The following is a 21,899-nucleotide window of genomic DNA, read 5'->3' as shown; positions in this document are numbered from 1 at the left end:
CATGCCGGACCGCATCTGCATCATTGCAGTGTATACTGTACTTATAGTACAGTTATTCAAGACAAGCAAGATAGATCCGGCTCAGGCGATGGCCGCCAGATAGCGCGCGACCGACGCCGCGAAGGCGGCCTTGGCGCCGCCGGCGATGTTGCGCCCCCACCACGCGCCATAGATGCGATCGAAGGCGAGCGGCTCGACGGCTGCCGCGATCCGCCGCACCGCGGCTGCATTGAGCGGCATGTAGTTGGGATAGGAGTACATGAAGCTGACGAAGCGGCGGTCCATCGTCACCTGGGCGATGTCGCCGGTGAGCAGCGCACCCCTGCCGTCCGCACTGCGCGCCGAGTGCAGCATGGTGGCGCCGGCGAAATGACCGCCGGTTCGCAGCAACAGCACATCGTCGGAGATCCGATGGCTTTCGCCGGTCCAGTGCACGATGGAAGAATGCGGTCGCGTGACGAAAGCGCGATCGTCCGCATGCAGATAGACCGGCACGCCGCCAAAGGTGTCGCTCCAGTCGGCGACCGCGCCGTAATAGTGCGGGTGCGAGATCGCGATTGCCTTCAGCCCGCCGAGCGCTGCGACGTATTGGATGGCTTCATCGGTTGCGAGCGGAATACAATCCCACATCACGCAGCCGTCGCCTTGAGGCACCAGCAGCGCGCGCTGCCCGATGGCGAAGCTCGGTTCCAGGCCGATCCCGGTGAGGCCAAGATCGTCGCGGCCCACCACGCGATGTCCCCGCGCGAGCTGCTCGCGCGTGAGAAAGGTCTGTCCGTTCCAGTTCACGAACTGCCGCTCGTCCTCGCAGATCACGCAGGAGGCGGGCGGATTTCCGCCGCTCGGGAATTGCGCGCCGCAGGTTTCGCAGGTCCAGAGAGGCATGGCTCGAGCTCCGTAGGAGACCGCAGGATGACATTGCGAACGAGCTTTCGGCAAGGTCGATGAGCATCAGCAGTGACGGGAACCAACGCGGCGAGCGACCGTTACGTTCGGATCAACGCCAGATCGATTGGCCAAGAGGATCACGACAGACGAACAGCATGCTTGGGTATCGATGACATCGCGGCCTCCCTCCTCTTCCCGTATCTGGCCTCTGTTCGCGCTCAACTTCTTCATGGCCGACATGCAGTCGGGCATCGGGCCGTTCGTCGGCGTCTTCCTTCAGGAGCGCGGCTGGGCGACCGGGCTGATCGGCACCGCGATGACGATCGGCAACGTCGCCGGCATGCTGGTCACGACGCCGATCGGCGGCTTCATCGATGCCAGCCGCAACAAGCGGATGTGGGTCGTGATTCCCGGCATCTGCGTGGTCTCCGCCTCTGCGATCATCCTGATCTCGCAGAATTTCTGGGCGGTGACGTTTTCGCAAGTGGCGCAATCGCTGGCGAGCGCCGCGATCGTGCCGGCCGTCACGGGCATCACGCTCGGCATAGCCAAGCAGAAGGGCTTCAACGCGCTCAACGGCCGCAACCAGGCCTACAATCACGCCGGCAACATGGTTGGCGCTGCGCTCTCGGGCTATCTCGGCTACAAGTACGGCTATTTTGCCGTGTTCGCGCTGGCCGCCGTGTTCGGCGCCATCGCTATCGCCTGCGTGATGATGATCCCGGCGAAGGCGATCGACGATCGCGCCGCGCGCGGCTGCAAGGAGGACGATCCGGACAGCGCGCCGGACGCGTTCACGATGCTGCTCAAGCACCGCGCTCTGCTGGTGCTGGCGCTGGCGCTCGCGACGTTTCATCTCGGCAACGCCGCGATCGTCCCGCTCTACGGACTGGCGGCGGTCGCCGAGGGACAGGCCAACGGCCCAAGCTTCGTCGCGACCACCGTAGTCATTGCGCAGGGCGTCATGGTCGTGACCTCGCTGATCGCAATGAAGGCGGCGAGCAAGCGCAATTACTGGCCGATCATCCTGATCTCCTTCATGTTCCTGCCCATCCGCGGCGTGCTGGCGTTCTTCGTCACGGGATGGTGGGGCGTGGTGCCGATGCAGGTGCTCGACGGCATCGGCACAGGACTGCAAACGGTCGCCGTTCCCGGCATGGTCGCGCGCGCACTCAACGGCACCGGTCGCATCAATCTCGGCCAGGGCGCCGTGATCACGGTGCAGGGCGTCGGCGCCAGCCTCAGTCCCGCGCTCGGCGGCTGGATCGCACAATGGATCGGCTACGGGCCGACCTTCCTGCTGCTCGGCGGCTTTGGGCTCGCGTCGATGCTGCTGTGGTTCGCGCTCGGGGCGGCGGTGAAGAAGTACTGAGCTTCGCCATCGCGCGAACACCGCCGAACTGCTCGTACGATCCGGCGCACCGAACTGCGGCACCGCGTCGCGGTCTTCGCGCGTCATCGCGAGTGGCTTATCACGCAATCCCGCGCTTTTGCCGTTGCGGTGTACCGGCCTGACGGTACAACCTTGCTCCAAATCACCGACGAACTTGCACCTTCCGATCGATGACACAGCCACAGCTCTCATTCAGCGGCGATCCGACGGGGCCGGCCTATGAGGGGTGGCGCGAGCAGTTCTGCCGGAAGGTGATGGGGACCGATTTCGTTCCGATCGGGGACGGCCCAGTGCACCGGACGATCACGCCGGCCATCCTTCCGCGCCTGAGGCTGTCCGCCTCCTACGGGACGCCGATGAGCTTCGTGTCCATGGGCACCAACGACGAATTGGTCGTCGTCATGTCACCGAATTCGGATCTGAGCGGCACCATGGGCAGGCGCCCGCTGAACGTCGCGGCCGGCGACCTCACGATCGGAGATCCGTCGATCAGGGGGGCCAGAGTCAGTCAAATGGCCTACGGCAACTTTCAGACCGCATTATTGCCCCGCAAGGCGCTGCTGCGCGCGTGCCCGAATGCCGAGGACCTGATCGCGCAGCCGATTCCCGGCACCAGGCCGATCACATCGATGTTCCTGCGGTATTATGACCTCGCGCATACGCATTCGGACAAGCTCACCCCGGCCGAGCTCGACGCGGTCTCGCAGCACCTGTTCGACCTGGCCGTGCTGATGATCGGAGCCCGCGGCGATGCCGCCGAGGAGGCGCGCATGCGCGGCCTTGCAGCGGCGCGTTTCGAAACGCTCAAGTCCGACATCCTGGCGCGGCTGGACAGCCCCGGGCTATCGCTGACCGGTCTTTCGGCCGCGCATCGCATCAGCCCGCGGACGATCCAGCTGCTGTTCGAGCAGGCCGGCATCACCTATAGCGGCTTCGTGCTGGAGCAACGCTTGCTGCGCGCCGAGCGGCTGCTTCGAAATCCCGCCATGCGCACCCGTAAGATCATCGAGATCGCGCAGCTCGCGGGCTTCCACGACGTCTCCTATTTCCATCGGGCGTTTCGCCGCCGCTTCGGACAGACCCCGGACGACGTCCGGAAGCTTTCCGGCGAGGCCGGTTAAGCGAACTCGACCACGATCTTGCCGAAATGGCCGCCCTGCTGTATCGGCGCAGCGCGTGCGGAAGCGCTCCCGCTCAGGTGCCAAAGCTCTTCTGCACCGCCTTGTCGAGCGTCTCGCCGCCGACGAAGCGCTGGCGCAGCTCGCGCTTGAGCAGCTTGCCGCTCGGATTCTTCGGCAGGGCATCGACGAAGATGACGCGCTTGGGCACCTTGAAATGGGCCATCTGGCCGGCGCAATGCTTGATGACGGTCTCTTCGTCGAGCTTCTCGCCGCTCTTGACCACGACGATGGCCGTGACCGCCTCGATCCAGCGCGGATCGGGCAGGCCGACCACGGCGACCTCCGACACGGCGGGGATGCGATAGACCATCTCCTCGACCTCGCGGCTCGCGACATTCTCGCCGCCGGTCTTGATCATGTCCTTGACGCGGTCGACCACGGTGATGTGGCCCTCGTCATCGACGGTGGCGAGATCGCCGGAGTGGAACCAGCCGCCCGAGAACGCCGCCGCGGTCTTCACGGGATCGTTGTAATAGCCGGAGAGCAGATGCGGCGAGCGGTGCACGATCTCGCCGACCTCGCCGACCTTGACGTCCTCCATCGCATTGTTGACCACGCGCGTCTCGACGTTGAGCACGGGCTTGCCGGCCGAGCCCGCCTTGCGCAGCTGGTCCTCCGGCCGCAGCACGGTCGCGAGCGGCGCGATCTCGGTCTGGCCGTAGAAGTTCCAGAATTTGACGGCGGGCAGTCGACGCTGGAGCTCGAGCAGGACTTCCACCGGCATGATCGAGGCGCCGTAATAGCCCTTCTGCAGGGTCGACAGATCGGTCTTATCGAAGTTCGGCGAGCGCAGCATCGCGATCCAGATCGTCGGCGGCGCGAAGAACGAGGTGATCTTGTGCGCCTGGATCAGCGCCAGGATATTGTCGGCGGTCGGCTTGCCCGTGATCACGCCGGAGGCACCGAGATAGACTTGCGGCCCCAGGAACACGTCAAGCTGGGCGCAATGATAGAGCGGCAACGCGTGCAGGAACTTGTCATCCACGCTCATGCCGCCGTCGATGATACAGCTGACATACTGCCACATCACGGCTTCATGGGTCAGCATGGCGCCCTTGGGCAGCGATTCCGTGCCCGAGGTGTAGACGATCTGGGCGAGATCGCGGCTGTCGACCGACGCTTCCAGGAACGAGCCGTCGGCGTCAAGCAGATCGTCGAAGGTGGTGAGACCCGCGGGCGCGGTCGCGGGATCCTCGCCCGGCAGCCAGATCATGTTCTCGACCGCGCAATCCTTGGCGCTGGCCGCGCGGGCGGACTCGACGAAGTCGGGCCCGGCCGCGAGCAATTTTGCCCCGGAACTCTTCAGGATGAAATTGATCTCGTCGGGATTGAGCATGAAATTGACCGGCACCAGCACTGCGCCGATCCGCGCCACCGCAAAGCGCAGCGCGGCAAAGGCATGCGAATTGCGCGACAGCACCGCGATGCGATCGCCCTTGCTGACGCCGAGGCCGAGCAGGCCGCGGCCGAGCCGGTTGCAGATCGCATCCATCTCGGCAAAGCTCCAACTCACCTCGCCGCAGCTCACCGCGAGCTTGTTCGGCTCGCGCCCCGCCGAGCGGCGCAGCAGATCGCCGATGGAATGCTCGCGCGCTTTCGAAATGGTGGCTGCAATGTCTCCGGTCATTTCCGTCCCCTGAATTGGCAATCTGCCGGAGATCCGCGGAGCATGGGGCGACGCCGTTGCATTCGCGGGATTCCGATGTTTGCGCAAAACGTAGACGGCGCGATGGGCCGCGTCAATTCGGCTCGCATGCGCGGCGTCGTTACGCAAGAATTGCCGCTTCGCCGAGGCAATCTGAACCGGCGCACCAACTATAAAGTTCAAGAGGAAATACCATGTGTCGGATTATTCTGCGTGCCGCCTTCGCGGCCGGGCTCGCATCGTTCGCAATCAGTCCATCCTTCGCCCAGCAGGCGCCGCTCAAGATCGGAGTGCTCTCCGACTTCTCCTCGGTCTATTCCGACATCGGCGGCATGGGCAATGTCGAGGCGACCAAGATGGCGATCGAGGATTTCGGCGGCCAGATGTTCGGCAAGCCGATCGACATGGTCTCGGCCGACGTGCTCAACAAGCCCGACGTCGCCTCCACCATCGCCCGCAAATGGTGGGAGACCGAGGGCGTCGACATGATCATCGACCTGCCGACCTCGGCGACCGCGCTCGCGGTGATGGAGCTGTCGAAGCAATACGAGAAGATCATGATCGTGACGGATGCGGCGAGCTCCGACATCACCGGAAAATCCTGCTCGCCCTATACCGCGCACTGGACCTACGACACCTACGCCAACGCGCACACCGTCGGCAGCGCCATCGTCAAGAACGGCGGCGACACCTGGTTCTTCCTCACCGCCGACTACGTGTTCGGCCATTCGGTCGAGCGCGATACCGGCGATGTCGTGAAGGCCGCGGGCGGCAAGGTGCTGGGCAGCGTCAAGCATCCCCTCAACACGGCGGATTTCTCCTCGTTCCTGCTCCAGGCCCAGGCGTCCAAGGCCAAGATCATCGGCCTCGCCAATGGCGGCGGCGACACCATCAACGCGATCAAGCAGGCCGGCGAATTCGGCATCGTCGCCGGCGGCCAGAACCTGGCCGCGATCGTGATGTTCATCTCCGACGTGCACAGCCTGGGCCTGAAGCTGGCGCAAGGCCTGATCGTCACCGAGGCCTATTACTGGGATCTCAACGACAAGACCCGCGCCTTCGGCAAGCGCTTCCTGGAACGCGTCAAGCGCATGCCGACGATGAACCAGGCGGCGACCTACAGCGCCACGCTGCATTACCTCAAAGCCGTGCAGGCGGCCGGCACCAGGGACACCAAGACGGTGATGGCCAAGATGCGCGAGCTGCCGGTGAAGGATGCCTTCACCGACAATGGCGTGCTGCGCGAGGACGGCCGCATGGTGCACAGCATGTACCTGTTCCAGGTGAAGAAGCCGGAGGAATCGAAGGGGCCATGGGATTATTACAAGCTGCTTGCCGAGGTTCCTGCCGACCAGGCGTTCCGCCCGCTCAAGGATGGCGGCTGCCCGCTGGTGAAGTGAGGCGGCGAGGTTCGGGCGGATCGTAATCCGTTCAACAATCCGCTCGTCCGCCTGACCCATTTGGGCGGACGAGCGGCGACGACGTCGCGCAGCCCAAAATAGAGGCAAGGATGGCTCGCGCCGCGGTCTGATCTGCATCAAGTTGCGACGCAAAATTCGCTGCATGTTGGGGCCGCCCCTCCCGCGCGATCAGCGGCCGGGCGCACGTCTCTCAACAATGGGCGCCACCTCGCGGCGTTTTGAACAGATGAACTTCACTTCGGGTCGCGTCATCGCCGCGATCGCCGTCCTCGTTGCAGGTGGCGGCTACTATTATTGGCAGCACCGCGATACCAACACGCTGCCGGCAGGCTTTGCCCGCGGCAACGGCCGCATCGAAGCGGTCGAGATCGACATCGCGACCAAGACACCGGGCCGGATCCGCGACATCCTGGTTGGCGAAGGCGACTTCGTCCGCGCAGGCCAGGTGCTGGCGCGCATGGACACCGAGCAATTGCAGGCGCAGCGCCGCCAGGCCGAGGCCCAGCTGCAGCGCGCCGCGATCAATGTCGAGACCGCGAAGAGCCTGGTGAACCAGCGCGAGGCCGAACGCAGGGCTGCGGAGGCCGTGGTCGACCAACGCGTCGCGCAGCTCGACACCACGAGCCGCAAGCTCGATCGCTCCGAACAATTGATCAAGACCAGCGCGGTGGCGCAGCAGGTCCTGGACGACGACCGCTCCGCCAACGCCACGGCAAAGGCGGCGCTCGCCGCCTCCCACGCCCAGGTCGCGGCATCCGAGGCTGCGATCAGCTCCGCCCGCGCCATGGTGATCGACGCCGGCGCCGCCGTCGACGCGGCAAAGGCCGCGATCGAAAGCATCAATGCCGACCTCAACGACAGTGTGCTGAAGGCGCCGCGCGACGGCCGGGTGCAGTACCGCGTGTCGCAGCCCGGCGAGGTGCTCGCCGCCGGCGGTCGCGTCCTCAACATGGTCGATCTCGGCGACGTCTACATGACGTTCTTCCTGCCGACTGCCGCTGCCGGCCGGGTCGCGATCGGTGCCGAGGTGCGTCTGGTGCTCGACGCCATTCCGCAATACGTCATCCCCGCCAAAGCCACTTTCGTCGCCGACGTCGCCCAATTCACGCCGAAGACCGTCGAGACCGAGGAGGAGCGCCAGAAGCTGATGTTCCGCATCAAGGCGCATATCGCGCCCGAGCTGCTGCGCCAGCACATCGAGCAGGTGAAGACCGGCCTGCCCGGCATGGCCTATGTGCAGCTCGATCCGGCCGCGCAATGGCCAGGCGATCTCAACGTCAAGCTGACGAGATGAGTACGAGTGCCGCAGCCGAGCTGCCTGCCGCGCCCGGCAGCGTGGTGCATCTCGACGACGTGGGCCTGAGCTACGGCAAGACCCGCGCACTGGAAGCGATCACGCTCGACTTCCCGTCCGGCTGCATGGTGGGGCTGATCGGCCCCGACGGCGTCGGCAAATCCAGCCTGCTCTCACTGATCGCCGGAGCCCGCGCCATCCAGCAGGGACATGTCCACGTGCTCGGCGGCGACATGGCGAGCGCGCGCCACCGCCGCAACGTATGTCCCGACATCGCCTACATGCCGCAGGGGCTCGGCAAGAACCTGTATCCGACGCTGTCGGTGTTCGAGAACATCGACTTTTTCGGCCGGCTGTTCGGGCACGACAAGGCCGAGCGCAACAGACGGATCGCCGGTCTGCTGCGCGACACCGGCCTCGCGCCCTTCGCCGACCGGCCGGCGGCTAAGCTGTCCGGCGGCATGAAGCAGAAGGTCGGCCTGTGCTGCGCCCTGATCCACGATCCCGAGCTCTTGATCCTGGACGAGCCGACCACCGGCGTCGATCCGCTGTCGCGCCGCCAGTTCTGGGAATTGATCGCCTCGATCCGCGCTGGCCGGCCCGGCATGAGCGTGATCGTCTCGACCGCCTATATGGAAGAGGCCGCTCAGTTCGATTTTCTGATCGCGATGAATGCCGGCCGCGTGCTGGCGACCGGAACGCCGGCCGCGCTCAAGCAGCAGACCGGTGCCGACACGCTCGATGAAGCCTTCATCCGCCTCTTGCCCGAAGCCGATCGCGGCAATCATACCGATGTCGTCATCCCGCCGCGCGGCGAGGACCATGAGGAGATCGCGATCGAGGCCGACCACCTGACCCGGCGCTTCAACGGCTTCGTCGCCGTCGACGACGTCAGCTTCCGCATCAGGAAGGGCGAGATCTTCGGCTTCCTCGGCTCGAACGGGTGCGGCAAGACCACGACCATGAAGATGCTCACCGGCCTGCTGCCGGTCAGCGAAGGCACCGCGCGGCTGTTCGGCAAGACCATCGATGCCGGCGACATGTCGGTGCGGCGGCGCATCGGCTACATGTCGCAGGGATTCTCGCTCTATTCCGAGCTCACGGTCGCGCAGAATCTCGACCTGCATGCGGGGCTGTTCCAGCTGCCGGCGGACACCATCGCCCCGCGCATCGAGGAGATGATCGCCCGGTTCGATCTCGCCGAGGTCGCCGATTCTCTGCCCGATGCGTTGCCGCTCGGACTGCGGCAGCGCTTGTCGCTGGCGGTCGCCATGATCCACGCACCCGACATCCTCATCCTCGACGAGCCCACCTCGGGCGTCGATCCGGTCGCCCGCGACCGCTTCTGGCAGATCCTCGCCGAACTCTCCCGCAAGGACAACGTCACCATCTTCGTCTCCACCCATTTCATGAACGAGGCGGAGCGTTGCGACCGGATTTCGCTGATGCATGCCGGCAAGGTGCTGACGTCGGACACGCCCGCGGCGATCGTGGCTGCGCACGGCACCGCGACGCTGGAGCAGGCTTTCATCGCCTGCCTGGAACAGGCGATCGCGGACGCGACCGAGCCGGCCGGCCAGCCGGCGGCCGCCTTGCCAGCGCCCGCACCGGCAACCGCCGCGCCACCGGCCCGGCGCAACGCCGCATTCAGTTTGACGCGCATGCTCGCCTATTCCCGGCGGGAGACGCTCGAGCTGCGGCGCGACCCGATCCGGGCCACGCTCGCGATTCTCGGCAGCGTGCTGCTGCTGTTCGTGCTCGGCTACGGCATCAGCATGGATGTCGAGAACCTGACCTTCGCCGTGCTCGACCGCGACGACACCGCGATCAGCCGCGACTACAGCCTCCAGATCGCGGGCTCGCGCTACTTCACCGAGAAACCTCCGATCACCGACTACGCCGATCTCGACCGCCGCATGCGTGCCGGCGAGATCGGCCTCGCCATCGAGCTGCCGCCGGGCTTTGGCCGCGACGTCAGCCGCGGCCGCCATGTGGAGATCGGCGCCTGGGTCGACGGCGCCAATCCGACGCGGGCCGAGACGCTGCGCTCCTACGCCCAGGCGATCCACGCCAACTGGCTCGCGCAGAAAGGCCGCGAGCTCTATGGCGAGGCGGCGATCGCCGGCGCCTACCAGCTCCAGCTGCGCTATCGCTACAATCCCGACGTCATCAGCGTCGTCGCGATGGCGCCAGGGATCATTCCGCTGCTGCTGGTCCTGATTCCGGCGGTGCTCGCTGCGCTCGCCGTCGTGCGCGAGAAGGAGCTCGGCTCGATCGTCAATTTCTACGTCACCCCGGTGACGCGGCTGGAATTCCTGCTCGGCACGCAACTGCCCTATGTCGTGCTCGCCTTCGCCAATTTCCTCCTCCTGGTCGGCTTCGCGCTCACCGTCTTCGGCGTTCCCTTCACCGGAAGCTTTGCAACCTATGCCCTTGCCGCCCTGTTGTACGTCACGGCAACGACCAGCATGGGACTGGTGATCTCCGCCTTCATGAAAAGCCAGATCGCCGCGCTGTTCGGCACCGTCCTGATCACGTTGATCCCGGCCATCCAATATTCCGGCCTGATCGATCCGGTCTCCTCGCTCCAGGGACTGGGGGCTGCAATCGGGCAGCTCTATCCCACCACCTATTTCGTTACGATCTCGCGCGGCACCTTCTCCAAGGGCCTCGGCTTCGACACTCTCCACAACGACCTGCTGGCGCTCGCCGTCATGATACCGGTTCTGATGACCGCCGGCGCAATGCTGCTGAAGAAACAGGCCCGGTGATCATGCGCCTCGACCACGTATTTCAGCTTGGGGTCAAGGAACTGCGCGGCCTGGTGCGCGACCCCATGCTGCTCGTGCTCATCGTCTATTCCTTCACGCTTGCAATTTATGCCGGGGCCAAGGCGCTGCCGGAGACACTGAACCGCGCCGCGATCGCCATCGTCGACGAGGACCGTTCGCCAGTCTCGAACCGCATCGACCTGGCATTCACGGCGCCGTACTTCTCCGAGCCGCGCCTGATCTCGCAGTATGAAATGGACCGGCGGATGGACGCCGGGCTCGACACGTTTGCGCTGAACATCCCGCCGGAATTCCAGCGCGACCTGCTGGCACGGAAGTCGCCGGCCATTCAGCTCAACATCGACGCAACGCGGATTTCGCAGGCGTTCAACGGCGGCGGCTATGTCGAGCAGATCGTCAACGCGGAGATCGCGGAGTTCCTGGCGCGGACGCGCAATGCGCAGAGCGTGCCGATCGAGCTGACCCTGCGGGCACGCTTCAACCCCGAGCTGAAGAAATCCTGGTTCGGCGCCGTCGACGAGCTCATCACCTCGATCACCATGCTCTCGATCATCCTGACCGGCGCGGCGCTGATCCGCGAGCGCGAGCACGGCACGATCGAGCATTTGCTGGTGATGCCGGTCACGCCGCTGGAGATCATGGTCAGCAAGGTGTGGTCGATGGGGCTGGCGGTGCTCGCGGCCTCCGCGCTGTCGATCGTCTTCGTGATCAAGGGCTGGCTGGCAATCACGATCGACGGCTCGGTCGCACTCTTTCTGCTGGGGGCGGCGCTGCAGCTGTTTGCCACCACCAGCATGGGCATCTTTCTCGCCACCGTCACCGGATCGATGCCGCAGTTCGGATTGCTGCTGATGATGACCCTTCTGCCGCTGCAGACTCTGTCCGGCAGCATGACGCCGCGGGAGAGCATGCCGCAATTCGTCCAGGACATCATGCTGGCGGCACCCAACACGCATTTCGTGATGCTGGCCCAGGCCATCCTGTTCCGCGGCGCGGGCCTGGAATCGGTGTGGCCGCAGCTTCTCGCGCTCGCCGTGATCGGCGGCGTCTTCTTCGCGATCGCGCTGCGCCGGTTCCGCGCGTTCCTGGCGTGAGACACGGGCCGCGCTGCAAAAAGCGCGAAAACAACCCCATGCACAGTAGCCAAGCCCTTGCTTAGCCTACAGAATCTATTTGGCTTGTCGGGCAGTCAAGGCGCGTTGCGCGGAGCTGACCGGGGCGGGAAGCCGGGAAGCGGAGTCAGCTCAGCTCATTGCCCGGGGCCAGCATCCCCGTCAGCATCGCCTCCGCCTTGCGTTGCAGCGGCCGCGCGCCGCTTTCGGACGCGATCGCGATGGCCCCGCGCAAGGACGCGAGGACAGCCGCCTTGCCGTTCTCGCTGGCGACGGGCGTCACCACGGCCTCGCCGAACAGGGCCTCGGCCTCGAGGCCGGAAAACCCCTGCTGTCGGGCGGTGTTGCGCGCCTCGCGCAGCATGTTCTGCGCCGCCTGAACATCGCCGAGACGCCAGGTCGCGAGCGCCAGGTAGATCGAGCTGCGCAGCACGGCCGAGGTATAGCCGACCGCCTTCGCCTCCTCGCGAGCCTCGATCAGCATGCCACGCGCCCGGTCGAGCAGCCCCTGTTCCAGATAGGCCATGCCGAGGTGGCAGGCGAGCACCGGCACGAACAGCCGGATGCCGTGCTTCTGCGCCAGCACAAAACCATCTTCGAGAATGGCGGCCGCCGCGGCGGGATCGCCCCGGCCGAGCATGAGCCAGCCGCCGCTATAGGCGGCAGCGACGCGGTCGTAGGGACGGCCGGTCTCCTCGGCGATCGCGGCGGCCTGTTGCTGGAGCTGCTCGGCGGCGGCGAACTCACCCATGACGGTATGGGTGAAGCTCTTCATCATGCAGCAGAGGAGGAGGAGGGAGCGCGGCGTCGTGCCGGTCGGGGCGATGGCTTGCGGCCCCTCCAACTGCGCGTGAGCCTCGGTCAATGTCAGCGCTGCCTCGCGAAAGCGCCCGGCGAGGAAATACGCCTGTCCGAGACTGTATCGAGCGAGATTGAGCCAACCCGCATTGCCCCATTGTTCTGCGAGACGAGCCACCTCTTCCGAAACGGCGACGGCTTCGACCGGCGCTCCGAAGAAGTTCTGCGCGCCCGCTCTGACCGTCATGGCGGCGACCTTGCGTCCGATGTCGTCGATCGCCCCCGCCCGGCGCTCGGCGTCCTTTCCGAGATCTAGCCACTCGGTCACCTGACCGGACGCAATGAACGCCGCTCGCGCTTCCGTCCGCAAATCGATGGCGTCCATCTCCCGCAAAGGCGTCATGGGCGTCTTGTCCAGCGAGCCCATCGCAATCTCGAAATAGCTGGCCGCGTCTAAAAATGCCGAGCGGCTCAAGCATTTTCGGCCCGCGCTTCTGCCGTGGCTGAACGCCTTGGCCCAATCGCGCGCGCGCACTGCGTGATAGCACAGCGCGTCGGGCTCATCCGCGCCCGCCCCGTCGCTCTCCAGCCTCGCAAGAATGCGCGCATGAATGCCTTCGCGCACCTTTTCGACCATGGAATCATAGGTCACCTGACGGACCATCTCGTGCCGAAACTCGAGCACGTCGCCCAACTCGCTGTCGATCCTGACCAGCAGTTCAGCGCGATCGAGCGACGCGAGGCAATCCTGCAGGCTGTCCTCAGGCAGCTCGAGCAGCGTGCGAAGCGTGGCGACGCTCGATCGCGGGCCAAGCGCAGCCGCGACCTGTAGGATGGAGCGTTCCTGCCGCGACACCCGATCGAGCCGCGCGGCAATGACACCCTGAATACTCGAGGGGATGCCGAGCTCCTCGATCGGCCGCATCAGCGCCAGATCGCCCCATTGGCCGTGGAGCGTTCCGCTGTCTCGAAGCCCGCGGCAGACCTCCTCGATGAACAGAGGGACATTGGCCGTGTGCGAGATGATCCGGTTCTTCAGATCGTCGTTCGCCGTGGAGGGACCGAGCATGTCGGCCAGCATGGCCAACCCCGAGTCATCGTCGAGAGCCTGCATCGCGACGATTTCGGCGCGGCAGCGGGCAATCCAGACCGGCATGCCGTTTGGCCTGGACGTGAGGAGGACGAGCAGACCCGGCACCTGAAGCGAAGCCATCGTCGCCACGATCGTATCGCTGGCCCGGTCGATCCAGTGCAGATCCTCGAGCAGCAGGACCGTCGGCTGGCGACGGGCGAGGCGCTCGACGATGGCACAGCTGACCTCGGAGATTGCGCGTCCCCGGGCGTGAGGCTCGAGCTGATTCCACTGCGGATTGGTAATCGGCAGATCGAGCACGGCGTCGAGGGCGCAACGCTCAATCTCGCCCAGATCGTTGCGGGGATCCGAGGGGCTGCCGGGGTCCTTGGCGGCCGCCTCCAGAGCCGAGAGCAGCAGACGCTTGAGCGTGCTGAATGGCGCTCCCTGGAGGTTCGGGCTGCACTCGGCGTCGATCAGGCGCCAGCCGTGGGGCCTGAGCTCCTGGACAAATTCGTGCGCGAGCCGCGATTTGCCGATGCCGGCATCGCCCAGCAGCAGAACCGTCTGCCGGCCCGTTCCGGTGCCCTCGACCGCACGAGCCAGCAATGCCCGCTCGGTCGTCCGATCGACGAATCGCGAGACGCTGCGCGCACGCCGCACCCGCCAACTCGACAGATCGCTGGCCCCAACGATCCGATAGACCGGCACGGACTGATTGAAGCCGCGCAGCGGCTTGCCACCCAGAAACTCGAATCGGACGTGCCCTTCGGCAAGCTCCTGGCAGGCCTGCGACACATAGATCTGATTCGCCTCGGCCGCCGCCTCCAGCCGGGCGGCCAGGTGCTGGGCCGCTCCGCCAATCTCGTAAACCTTGGAAAACTCGCTGGCGACCATATAGGCAACGACATGGCCAGAGTGGAGACCCACGCGAACCTTAAGGCCGGGGTCACCGAGACCGGCAACACGCCGGACCAACTCGATCGCCGCATGGCAGGCCAGCGGCGCATGATTGTCGTCCGCGATCGGAGCACCGAACACCGCAGAGAGCCCGTCGCCCAATTCCTTGCTGACGATGCCTCCGAACTGACGAACCGCGCCTCTCATCGCAGCCAACGCCGGCTCCAGGCGCGAGACAGCCTCCTCCGGATCGAGATCTGCAACGAGCCCGGTCGAGTCCACGACGTCGGCACGGAGAATCGTCACGAACCGGCGTTCGCTCTCCGGTTCGGAGCGCCGCACGGCCACCCCGCATTTGGAGCACCAGCTATCGCCTGGGTCGATCGCCGACTGACACGCGGCACAATGCATTTCCGTGCCTTCAAAAGTCGCAGCACCGTCCTTCGGTCGGCGCTCGCGAGGAGACTGACGCAAGATTACCTATCGGAAGATTCATGGCAATCGAACTTGCACGCAAGCATGGCCGCATCACCAGCAGGCCTCTCTCTGGACGAAACACAATTTCAGGTGATAGCGTTTACGCGCGCGAACGTGGGGCCGCGCGTTCTGGGGGCGCCGAGGGCTTTCGCTTGGCCAACGAGCTTTTCTGGGCTGCAGGTCACCCCGATTGATTGGATCATATCGAGGACAAGGCGATGGGCGGCAAGACATATAGCGGCAAGGCATTTCGAGATTTGATGAACAGCAATTACTATCCCTTGGCAAACATGAAGAAGAGCGTGGCCAAGCTCAAGGCGTCGGACGACATCGACCTGCCAACTTTGGAATACGGCCAGTACCACTTGATCTTGACCCCTCCATCGAGGTGGCCGCAGGGAAGCGCCAAGTACTGGCACAAGGAGAAGGGCCGGGCTCGTCTCGACCTCAGCACCCAGCCGAACACCGTCCCGCTATCCAGGGATGAACCCGGCGTCATCCCGCTGACGCGATGCGACCTGCTCGATGCCTGCGTGCGGAAGTGCTTCAACTCCGAGCCCCCGATCCCGATGAAGACCAACATCATCGTCCACGCGCCGAACGACGCCTATGCCCACCGGCACGAGATCCGGCTGGAGTGGGAGTACAAGAAGGGCTCGGACAAGCCGACGCTGCTGAATCTGACCATGGTCTGCCCGTACAGGTCTTGAGCACTATCCCAGCCTCCGGCATTACTGTGACGTGCACTCAACTCGATAGAGAGGGATCGCGCTGGCGACATTCCCATTCAGACCGGCAGCGTCGGTAATTCCGAATCACGCTATTGACTTGCATGTCCGCGACGGACAGCCCGCAACTCTCCAATTAGCGATCAGCTGCAAAAACAAAAATGGCCCGCATCAAGCGGGCCATTTTCGTATCGGATCCGGTTAAATCCGAATTTGGTTGCGGGGATAGGATTTGAACCTATGACCTTCAGGTTATGAGCCTGACGAGCTACCGGGCTGCTCCACCCCGCGTTAAACACTTGCATGCCTTCGGTTAAATGCCGGGGACGGTCGGTTGAGGCCGGCGCTGCTCGCGTGGCTTTTCCAGTCCGTCCCAAAGGCTTCCTTGGAAGGCAACCCCGGGGCAGTGCCCATCGGGTGCGGGGCGTATGTATCAAGGCGAACCGGCTTTGGAAAGGGCTGCGGGGACGTTTTTTTCGACTTTATGACAGGGGAATCGACCGATTTCCGCTGCTTTCCCTGAGGTCTTGCCAGAAGTTCCACAAAGGGACAGCTTGCGGCAACAAGATTCAGCTGAAACGCAGCTGAAGGGAGGAACGCCGTGGACAAATCCCTGACAAGCGCCCCGCTGCGGGCTCTGGAAGAGGCCTTCCACGCCATGGTCGCGCGGTCGCGGGACGAGCCCGCGGCTGGCCTTGCCGAGCGGCTCGACCGGCTGGCGCGGCTGCGCGCCGTCGTCGCCGACAACGAGGAGCGCTTTCGGCAGGCGATCTCGGCCGATTTCGGCCACCGCTCGGCGGTCGAGACGACCATCGCCGAGACCATGCTGCTGTTCTCCGAGATCCGGCACGCCACCAAGCACCTGAAGGCCTGGATGGCGCCGCAGCGGGTCGCGACCGCGCTGCAATTCCTCCCTGCCCGCAACCGGCTGATGCCGCAGCCGCTCGGCGTCGTCGGCATCATCGCGCCCTGGAATTATCCGCTCCAGCTCACGCTGGCGCCCGCGATCGGCGCGCTCGCCGCCGGCAACCGGGTGCTGATCAAGCCGAGCGAGCTGACGCCGCATTTCGCAGCCCTGCTGAAGCAGACGATCGCCGCGAGGTTCGATGCGACCGAGTTGCTCGTCACCGGCATCGAGGGCGAGATCGCGCAAAGCTTTGCGCGCCTGCCGTTCGATCACCTCGTCTTCACCGGTTCGACCAGGGTCGGGCGGCTGGTCGCGGAGGCCGCGGGGCGCAACCTGACGCCTGTCACGCTCGAGCTCGGCGGCAAGTCGCCGGCGATCATCGACGCCTCGGCCGACCTCGATGAAGCGGCCGAGCGCATCGCCTACGGCAAGCTGCTCAATGCGGGACAGACCTGCATCGCGCCGGACTACGTGCTGGTGCCGGAGCCATCGCTGCAGGCCTTCGCCGAGAAGGTACGGGCCCAGATGCGGCGGATGTTCGGCACCGATCCTTCCAACAAGGACTACACCTCGATCATCTCGGACCGGCATTATGCGCGGCTCGAAAGCCTGGTCGCCGATGCGGCGGAGCGCGGCGCAAAAATCCTGCAGCCGGCGATGGCGGACGATCCGAACTGGAAGGCGCACCGCAAATTCCCGCCGACGCTGATCGTCGGCGCGACCGCAGCGATGGCGGTGATGCAGGAGGAGATTTTCGGGCCGGTGCTGCCGCTGCTTGGCACCCGCGATCCGGCCGATGCCATCGCCTTCATCAACCATCGCGACCGGCCGCTGGCGCTGTACTGGTTCGGCAAGGACGGCGCCGCGCGCGACGAGGTGCTGGCGCGCACCGTCTCCGGCGGCGTCACCATCAACGACTGCCTGTTCCACTTCACGCAGATCAACCAGCCGATGGGCGGCGTCGGCGCATCCGGCACCGGGGCCTATCACGGCGAATGGGGCTTTCGTACCTTCAGCAAGCTGAAGCCGGTGTTCTATCGCTCCAAGTTCAACCGCCTCGCCGACCTCTATCCGCCCTATGGCGGCAAGATCGCGCGGCTGGAGAAGCTGATGCGGTTCATGTCGTAGGGGTTCGTCATTCCGGGGCGCGAGGCGAACTATGGTGCGCAATTGCGCACCTGAGAATCCATTTCGCAGCACGTCATGCGGATCAATGGATTCCGGGCTCGCGCTCCGCGCGCCCCGGAATGACGAGAGACAGGGGGAAACAAGTGACTGACACATTCGATTTCATCGTCGTGGGCGCGGGCTCGGGCGGCTGCACCGTCGCGGGGCGGCTGTCGGAGGACGCGGGGACATCCGTCGCACTGCTCGATGCCGGCGGACGGAACGACAATTGGCGGATCACCACGCCGTTCGGGCTCGCCTTGCCATACAGCCCAGCCAACTGGGCCTTCGATACCGTGCCGCAGAAGGGATTGAACGGCCGTATCGGTTATCAGCCGCGCGGCAAGGGCCTCGGCGGCTCCTCGGCGATCAACGCCATGATCTACATCCGCGGCCACAGACGGGACTACGACCATTGGGCTTCGCTCGGCAATGCCGGCTGGTCGTATGCCGACGTGCTGCCCTATTTCAAGCGTTCGGAGAACAATTCCGATTTCGACGGCGAATATCACGGCAAGGGCGGCCCGCTGCATGTCAACAGGCTGCGCTCGGACAATCCGATCCACGACGTCTTCCATCAGGCCGCGCGCGAGGCGCAGTTTCGCATCCGCGAGGACTTCAATGGCGAGGACCATGAAGGCCTCGGCAGCTACCAGGCGACGCAGCACAACGGCGAGCGCTGGAGCGCGGCGCGCGCCTATGTGCAGCCCCACATGGGCAAGCGCGCCAATCTGCGCGTCGAGACCGGCGCGCACGCCACGAAGATCCTGTTCGAAGGCCGCCGCGCGGTCGGCATCGAATATATGCAGGGCAGGCAGAAAAAGCAGCTGCGCGCCCGCCGCGAGGTGATCATCGCCTCCGGCGCCTTCCAGTCCCCGCAATTGCTGATGCTGTCGGGTGTCGGCGACGGCGATGCGCTCCGTGCGCACGGCATCGGCGTCGTGCATCATCTGCCGGGCGTCGGACGCAATCTGCAGGACCATCCGGATTTCGTGTTCGTCTACGCCTCCGACTATCCGCACTTCGTTCACGCTTCGCTCGGCCGGCTGCCGTCCCTGCTCCGCGCCGTCCGGCAATACCGCCGCGAACGCCGCGGCCTGATCACCACCAATTTCGCCGAGTGCGGCGGCTTCCTGAAGACCCGGCCCGACCTCGACGTGCCGGACATCCAGCTGCACTTCGTCATCGCGATGCTCGACGACCATGGCCGCAAGAAGCACAAGCAGGCGGGTTTCTCATGCCATGTCTGCCTGCTCAGGCCGAAGAGCCGCGGCAGCGTCTGGCTGAAAAGCGCCGACCCGCTCGCGGCGCCGATGATCGATCCGAACTTTCTCGGCGAGGAAGACGATCTGGAGACCCTGGTCGCGGGCTTCAAGACCACGCGGCGGCTGATGGAGACGCCGGCGCTGCGCGCGCTGCAGAAGCACGACATGTTCACGGCGAACGTGAAGACCGACGACGACATCCGCGCCATCCTGCGCGAGCGCGTCGACACCGTCTACCACCCCGTCGGCACCTGCAAGATGGGGACGGATGCGATGGCCGTGGTCGATCCGGCGCTGAAGGTGCACGGCGTCGAGGGATTGCGCGTGGTCGACGCCTCGATCATGCCGACCCTGATCGGCGGCAACACCAATGCGCCGACCATCATGATCGGGGAGAAGGCGGCGGACATGATCCGGGCGGAGATGCGGACGAGTTGAGAGACGATGTCGCCGCGTCATCTTCCGCTGTCGTCCCCGCGAACGCGGGGACCCATAACCACAGGGAGAAGTGTGGGACGCGATGGCAACTCCGAGTCTTCGCCAAATCACGTCCTGTGGTTATGGGTCCCGGATCTGCGCGCGCCTGAGGGCGCGCTTGTCCGGGACGACAGTTGGGCTCAATTCAGCAGGAAGCCACCGCCGACGGTGACGACGCTTTTCCGACATTCGAATATGCCCGGACTTTTGAAGCCAAGATTACAGACGATTTTAACGATCTGAAACCGGATTGATCGGACTTGCGTTCACTTGCTCCGTCAAGGCAGGGTTGCGCGCATGAACAGTTTCGATCTCGCCGTCTACGCCGCGCTCGCCGTCGCGGTCGGCTTCGGTTTCAGGACCGGCCTGCTGCGCAGCGCCATGACCATCCTCGCCTATCTCCTCGCCGCGCCGATCGCGGTCTCGCTGATGCCGTTGATCGCGCCGCAGATCGCAGGCAATCCGAATTCGCCGCTGCTGCAGAACTGGATCTGGTTCTTCGGCATCTTCGTCGTGGTCGGCATGCTGTTCGGGCATATCGGCCGCATCGCGTTGAACGACACCATCGGCGAGGCCGGCCTCGGCGACCGGCTCGGGGGCGCCGCGCTCGGCGCCGTCAGGGTCGGCCTCGTCGCCACCACTTTGGTCCTGGTGTTCGACCAGCTCGTGCCGACCAACCGCCAGCCGCCGTTTCTCGCCGGCTCGCATCTGCGGCCGCTATTCTCGATGGCGGGGCAGATGGGCTTCAAATCGCTGCCGCCGGAAGCGGCCTCCGCGATCGACCGCCTCAAGCAGGAGCGGCGGATCTAGAGCGCATTTGCATCGCTGGCGCGGGGTGCATGCATTTTGGTGCGAGCCCATGCCTTATCAGCGGCGCCACGATTGGTTAAAGTGTCCGCTATCCAAAACCTGCCTGACATTTACGGGAGTGAAACAGTGGATCTTGGGATCAAAGGTCGCCGCGCCATCGTCTGCGCATCCAGCAAAGGCCTCGGCCGTGCCTGCGCCATCTCGCTGGCGGACGCCGGCGTTCACGTCACGCTGACCGCGCGCGGCGCCGAGGCGCTGACGAAGACGGCCGACGAGATCCGCAAGGCCTATCCCGACGTCACGGTGACCGAGATCGTCGGCGACATCACGACGCCGGCTGGCCGCGAGGCCGTGCTGAAGGCCTGCCCGGAGCCCGACATCCTGATCAACAACGCCGGTGGCCCGCCGCCCGGCGATTTCCGCAACTGGACCCGCGACGACTGGATCAAGGCGATCGACGCCAACATGCTGACCCCGATCGAGCTGATCAAGGCGACCGTGGACGGCATGATGGCGCGCAAGTTCGGCCGCATCGTCAACATCACCTCGGCCGCGGTGAAGGCGCCGATCGACATCCTCGGCCTCTCCAACGGCGCGCGCGCCGGCCTCACCGGCTTCATCGCCGGCCTGTCGCGCAAGACCGTGATCAACAACGTCACCATCAACGGCCTGTTGCCGGGCCCGTTCGAGACCGACCGCCTGACCAGCACTGCGAAGGGCGAAGCCGACAAGCGTGGCGTCACGCCGCAGCAGATCCTGGCCGAGCGCGCCAAGCTCAATCCCGCCGGCCGCTTCGGCCAGCCCGACGAGTTCGGCTATGCCTGCGCCTTCCTGTGCGGGGCCAAGGCCGGCTTCATCACCGGCCAGAACATCCTGCTGGACGGCGGCGCGTTCCCGGGGACGCTGTAGTTGCCGTTGTAGGACGCCGAAGCATCCACGTCGTCATGGCCGGGCTTGTCCCGGCCATCCACGACTTGCCGCAGAGCACGTAGAACGTGGATGCCCGGGACAAGCCCGGGCATGACGGTCCTGCGCAGACCGTCGTTGGCTCTTTCCGTGCGAGCCTAGAAACTCACCTCTGTTTAGTCGGCTCGTCCTCGTCCTGCTGGCTGGGGCCGGACGAATCGGCCGTGGTGCGCTCGTCGCTCCAGTCGATGCCGAATGCATCGAGCCCGTCGGCGAGCAGGTCGCCGAGCATGGGCTCGCCGAGCAGATAATGCACGGTTTCGCGGCGCGGGCTGCGATATTCGGTGCGGGCCTCCGCCGCGCGGGCGCGCAGATCGTCCCAATCATCGATCGTGCCGTCGCCGCGACCGAGCCAGGTCAACGCGACGAGATCGAGCTGCTCGTCCTCGTTCAAGGCGATCATGAAGCTGCCGAGTTCCTGGACGACGGGATCGGAGCCGTCGTCCTCGAGGACGTCGAGCGCATCGTCATCGCTCGGGTTCGAGCCGGAATCCGGATCGGAATCGCCCTCCTTGACGTCGAATTCGCGCGCCTTCTCGATGATGAAGGCGACTTTGTCAGCGGAAATCGCAAGCTCTGGCATGGCTCCTCCTCCGGTTCCGGCGA

General features: G+C 65.2%; 15 protein-coding genes and 1 tRNA gene. 11 read left to right on the top strand and 5 right to left on the bottom strand.

Going from position 1 to position 21,899, the window contains the following annotated elements:
• Positions 1 to 81: 81 nt before the first annotated feature.
• Entirely contained in the window at positions 82 to 885 is an 804-nt protein-coding gene (locus WI560_RS03695; protein ID WP_375306940.1) for an MBL fold metallo-hydrolase, read from the bottom strand.
• A 172-nt stretch (positions 886 to 1,057) separates the two neighbouring features.
• Between WI560_RS03695 and WI560_RS03690 the strand changes: the two genes are divergently transcribed.
• Entirely contained in the window at positions 1,058 to 2,260 is a 1,203-nt protein-coding gene (locus tag WI560_RS03690) for an MFS transporter (protein ID WP_375306939.1), read from the top strand.
• Positions 2,261 to 2,451: 191 nt separating this feature from the next.
• Positions 2,452 to 3,402, top strand: a complete 951-nt coding sequence (locus tag WI560_RS03685; protein WP_375306938.1) for an AraC family transcriptional regulator — start codon at positions 2,452 to 2,454, stop codon at positions 3,400 to 3,402.
• 73 nt (positions 3,403 to 3,475) lie between these two features.
• On the opposite strand, the gene WI560_RS03680 is transcribed toward WI560_RS03685, so the two are convergent.
• Positions 3,476 to 5,089: an acyl-CoA synthetase gene (locus tag WI560_RS03680; RefSeq protein ID WP_375306937.1), complete on the bottom strand. Its 1,614-nt coding sequence runs from the start codon at positions 5,087 to 5,089 to the stop codon at positions 3,476 to 3,478.
• Between the two features lie 212 nt (positions 5,090 to 5,301).
• Here WI560_RS03680 and WI560_RS03675 point away from each other — a divergent pair, with 212 nt between their 5' ends.
• The 4 genes from WI560_RS03675 to WI560_RS03660 all read left to right on the top strand — a co-directional run bounded on the left by WI560_RS03675 (position 5,302) and on the right by WI560_RS03660 (position 11,708).
• Positions 5,302 to 6,507, top strand: coding sequence for an ABC transporter substrate-binding protein (locus WI560_RS03675; RefSeq protein ID WP_375306936.1), 1,206 nt, complete (start codon positions 5,302 to 5,304; stop codon positions 6,505 to 6,507).
• 247 nt (positions 6,508 to 6,754) lie between these two features.
• On the top strand, positions 6,755 to 7,822 hold the full coding sequence (locus WI560_RS03670) for an HlyD family secretion protein (protein WP_375306935.1): 1,068 nt from the start codon (positions 6,755 to 6,757) through the stop codon (positions 7,820 to 7,822).
• Positions 7,819 to 10,593: a ribosome-associated ATPase/putative transporter RbbA gene (rbbA, locus tag WI560_RS03665; RefSeq protein WP_375306934.1), complete on the top strand. Its 2,775-nt coding sequence runs from the start codon at positions 7,819 to 7,821 to the stop codon at positions 10,591 to 10,593. Before WI560_RS03670 ends, rbbA begins: the two co-directional genes overlap by 4 nt.
• A gap of 2 nt (positions 10,594 to 10,595) precedes the next feature.
• Entirely contained in the window at positions 10,596 to 11,708 is a 1,113-nt protein-coding gene (locus WI560_RS03660; protein ID WP_375308762.1) for an ABC transporter permease, read from the top strand.
• A gap of 145 nt (positions 11,709 to 11,853) precedes the next feature.
• Here WI560_RS03660 and WI560_RS03655 read toward each other — a convergent pair whose 3' ends face one another.
• Positions 11,854 to 14,907 carry an AAA family ATPase gene (locus WI560_RS03655; RefSeq protein ID WP_375308761.1) on the bottom strand — a complete coding sequence of 1,018 codons (3,054 nt, stop codon included), beginning with the start codon at positions 14,905 to 14,907 and terminating at the stop codon, positions 11,854 to 11,856.
• 284 nt (positions 14,908 to 15,191) lie between these two features.
• Here WI560_RS03655 and WI560_RS03650 point away from each other — a divergent pair, with 284 nt between their 5' ends.
• Positions 15,192 to 15,683: a hypothetical protein gene (locus tag WI560_RS03650; RefSeq protein ID WP_375306933.1), complete on the top strand. Its 492-nt coding sequence runs from the start codon at positions 15,192 to 15,194 to the stop codon at positions 15,681 to 15,683.
• 232 nt (positions 15,684 to 15,915) lie between these two features.
• Here WI560_RS03650 and WI560_RS03645 read toward each other — a convergent pair.
• Positions 15,916 to 15,992: transfer RNA gene (locus WI560_RS03645), tRNA-Met, on the bottom strand.
• A 367-nt stretch (positions 15,993 to 16,359) separates the two neighbouring features.
• Here WI560_RS03645 and WI560_RS03640 point away from each other — a divergent pair.
• From WI560_RS03640 to WI560_RS03625, 4 genes are all read left to right on the top strand, one after another.
• On the top strand, positions 16,360 to 17,736 hold the full coding sequence (locus WI560_RS03640) for a coniferyl aldehyde dehydrogenase (protein ID WP_375308760.1): 1,377 nt from the start codon (positions 16,360 to 16,362) through the stop codon (positions 17,734 to 17,736).
• 143 nt (positions 17,737 to 17,879) lie between these two features.
• Positions 17,880 to 19,478, top strand: a complete 1,599-nt coding sequence (locus WI560_RS03635) for a GMC family oxidoreductase (RefSeq protein ID WP_375306932.1) — start codon at positions 17,880 to 17,882, stop codon at positions 19,476 to 19,478.
• Positions 19,479 to 19,814: 336 nt separating this feature from the next.
• Positions 19,815 to 20,327, top strand: coding sequence for a CvpA family protein (locus WI560_RS03630; protein ID WP_375306931.1), 513 nt, complete (start codon positions 19,815 to 19,817; stop codon positions 20,325 to 20,327).
• Between the two features lie 126 nt (positions 20,328 to 20,453).
• Positions 20,454 to 21,236, top strand: coding sequence for an SDR family oxidoreductase (locus WI560_RS03625; RefSeq protein WP_375306930.1), 783 nt, complete (start codon positions 20,454 to 20,456; stop codon positions 21,234 to 21,236).
• Positions 21,237 to 21,399: 163 nt separating this feature from the next.
• Here the strand turns inward: WI560_RS03625 and WI560_RS03620 are convergent, their stop codons facing one another.
• Complete coding sequence (locus WI560_RS03620) at positions 21,400 to 21,876, bottom strand: DUF3775 domain-containing protein (protein ID WP_257176245.1); 477 nt, start codon at positions 21,874 to 21,876, stop codon at positions 21,400 to 21,402.
• Positions 21,877 to 21,899: the final 23 nt, after the last annotated feature.

This window comes from Bradyrhizobium sp. A11 (assembly GCF_042077125.1).
GTDB classification, from domain to species: Bacteria; Pseudomonadota; Alphaproteobacteria; order Rhizobiales; family Xanthobacteraceae; genus Bradyrhizobium; species Bradyrhizobium japonicum_B.
This window is presented reverse-complemented; position numbering and strand designations above follow the sequence as displayed.

What these genes read in the sequence shown, in the direction of transcription:
- WI560_RS03695 (WP_375306940.1), bottom strand. Translation starts at nt 885, where the DNA reads ATGCCTCTCTGGACCTGCGAAACCTGCGGCGCGCAATTCCCGAGCGGC.
- WI560_RS03690 (WP_375306939.1), top strand. Translation starts at nt 1,058, where the DNA reads ATGACATCGCGGCCTCCCTCCTCTTCCCGTATCTGGCCTCTGTTCGCG.
- WI560_RS03685 (WP_375306938.1), top strand. Translation starts at nt 2,452, where the DNA reads ATGACACAGCCACAGCTCTCATTCAGCGGCGATCCGACGGGGCCGGCC.
- WI560_RS03680 (WP_375306937.1), bottom strand. Translation starts at nt 5,089, where the DNA reads ATGACCGGAGACATTGCAGCCACCATTTCGAAAGCGCGCGAGCATTCC.
- WI560_RS03675 (WP_375306936.1), top strand. Translation starts at nt 5,302, where the DNA reads ATGTGTCGGATTATTCTGCGTGCCGCCTTCGCGGCCGGGCTCGCATCG.
- WI560_RS03670 (WP_375306935.1), top strand. Translation starts at nt 6,755, where the DNA reads ATGAACTTCACTTCGGGTCGCGTCATCGCCGCGATCGCCGTCCTCGTT.
- rbbA (WP_375306934.1), top strand. Translation starts at nt 7,819, where the DNA reads ATGAGTACGAGTGCCGCAGCCGAGCTGCCTGCCGCGCCCGGCAGCGTG.
- WI560_RS03660 (WP_375308762.1), top strand. Translation starts at nt 10,596, where the DNA reads ATGCGCCTCGACCACGTATTTCAGCTTGGGGTCAAGGAACTGCGCGGC.
- WI560_RS03655 (WP_375308761.1), bottom strand. Translation starts at nt 14,907, where the DNA reads ATGCATTGTGCCGCGTGTCAGTCGGCGATCGACCCAGGCGATAGCTGG.
- WI560_RS03650 (WP_375306933.1), top strand. Translation starts at nt 15,192, where the DNA reads ATGGGCGGCAAGACATATAGCGGCAAGGCATTTCGAGATTTGATGAAC.
- WI560_RS03640 (WP_375308760.1), top strand. Translation starts at nt 16,360, where the DNA reads ATGGTCGCGCGGTCGCGGGACGAGCCCGCGGCTGGCCTTGCCGAGCGG.
- WI560_RS03630 (WP_375306931.1), top strand. Translation starts at nt 19,815, where the DNA reads ATGAACAGTTTCGATCTCGCCGTCTACGCCGCGCTCGCCGTCGCGGTC.
- WI560_RS03620 (WP_257176245.1), bottom strand. Translation starts at nt 21,876, where the DNA reads ATGCCAGAGCTTGCGATTTCCGCTGACAAAGTCGCCTTCATCATCGAG.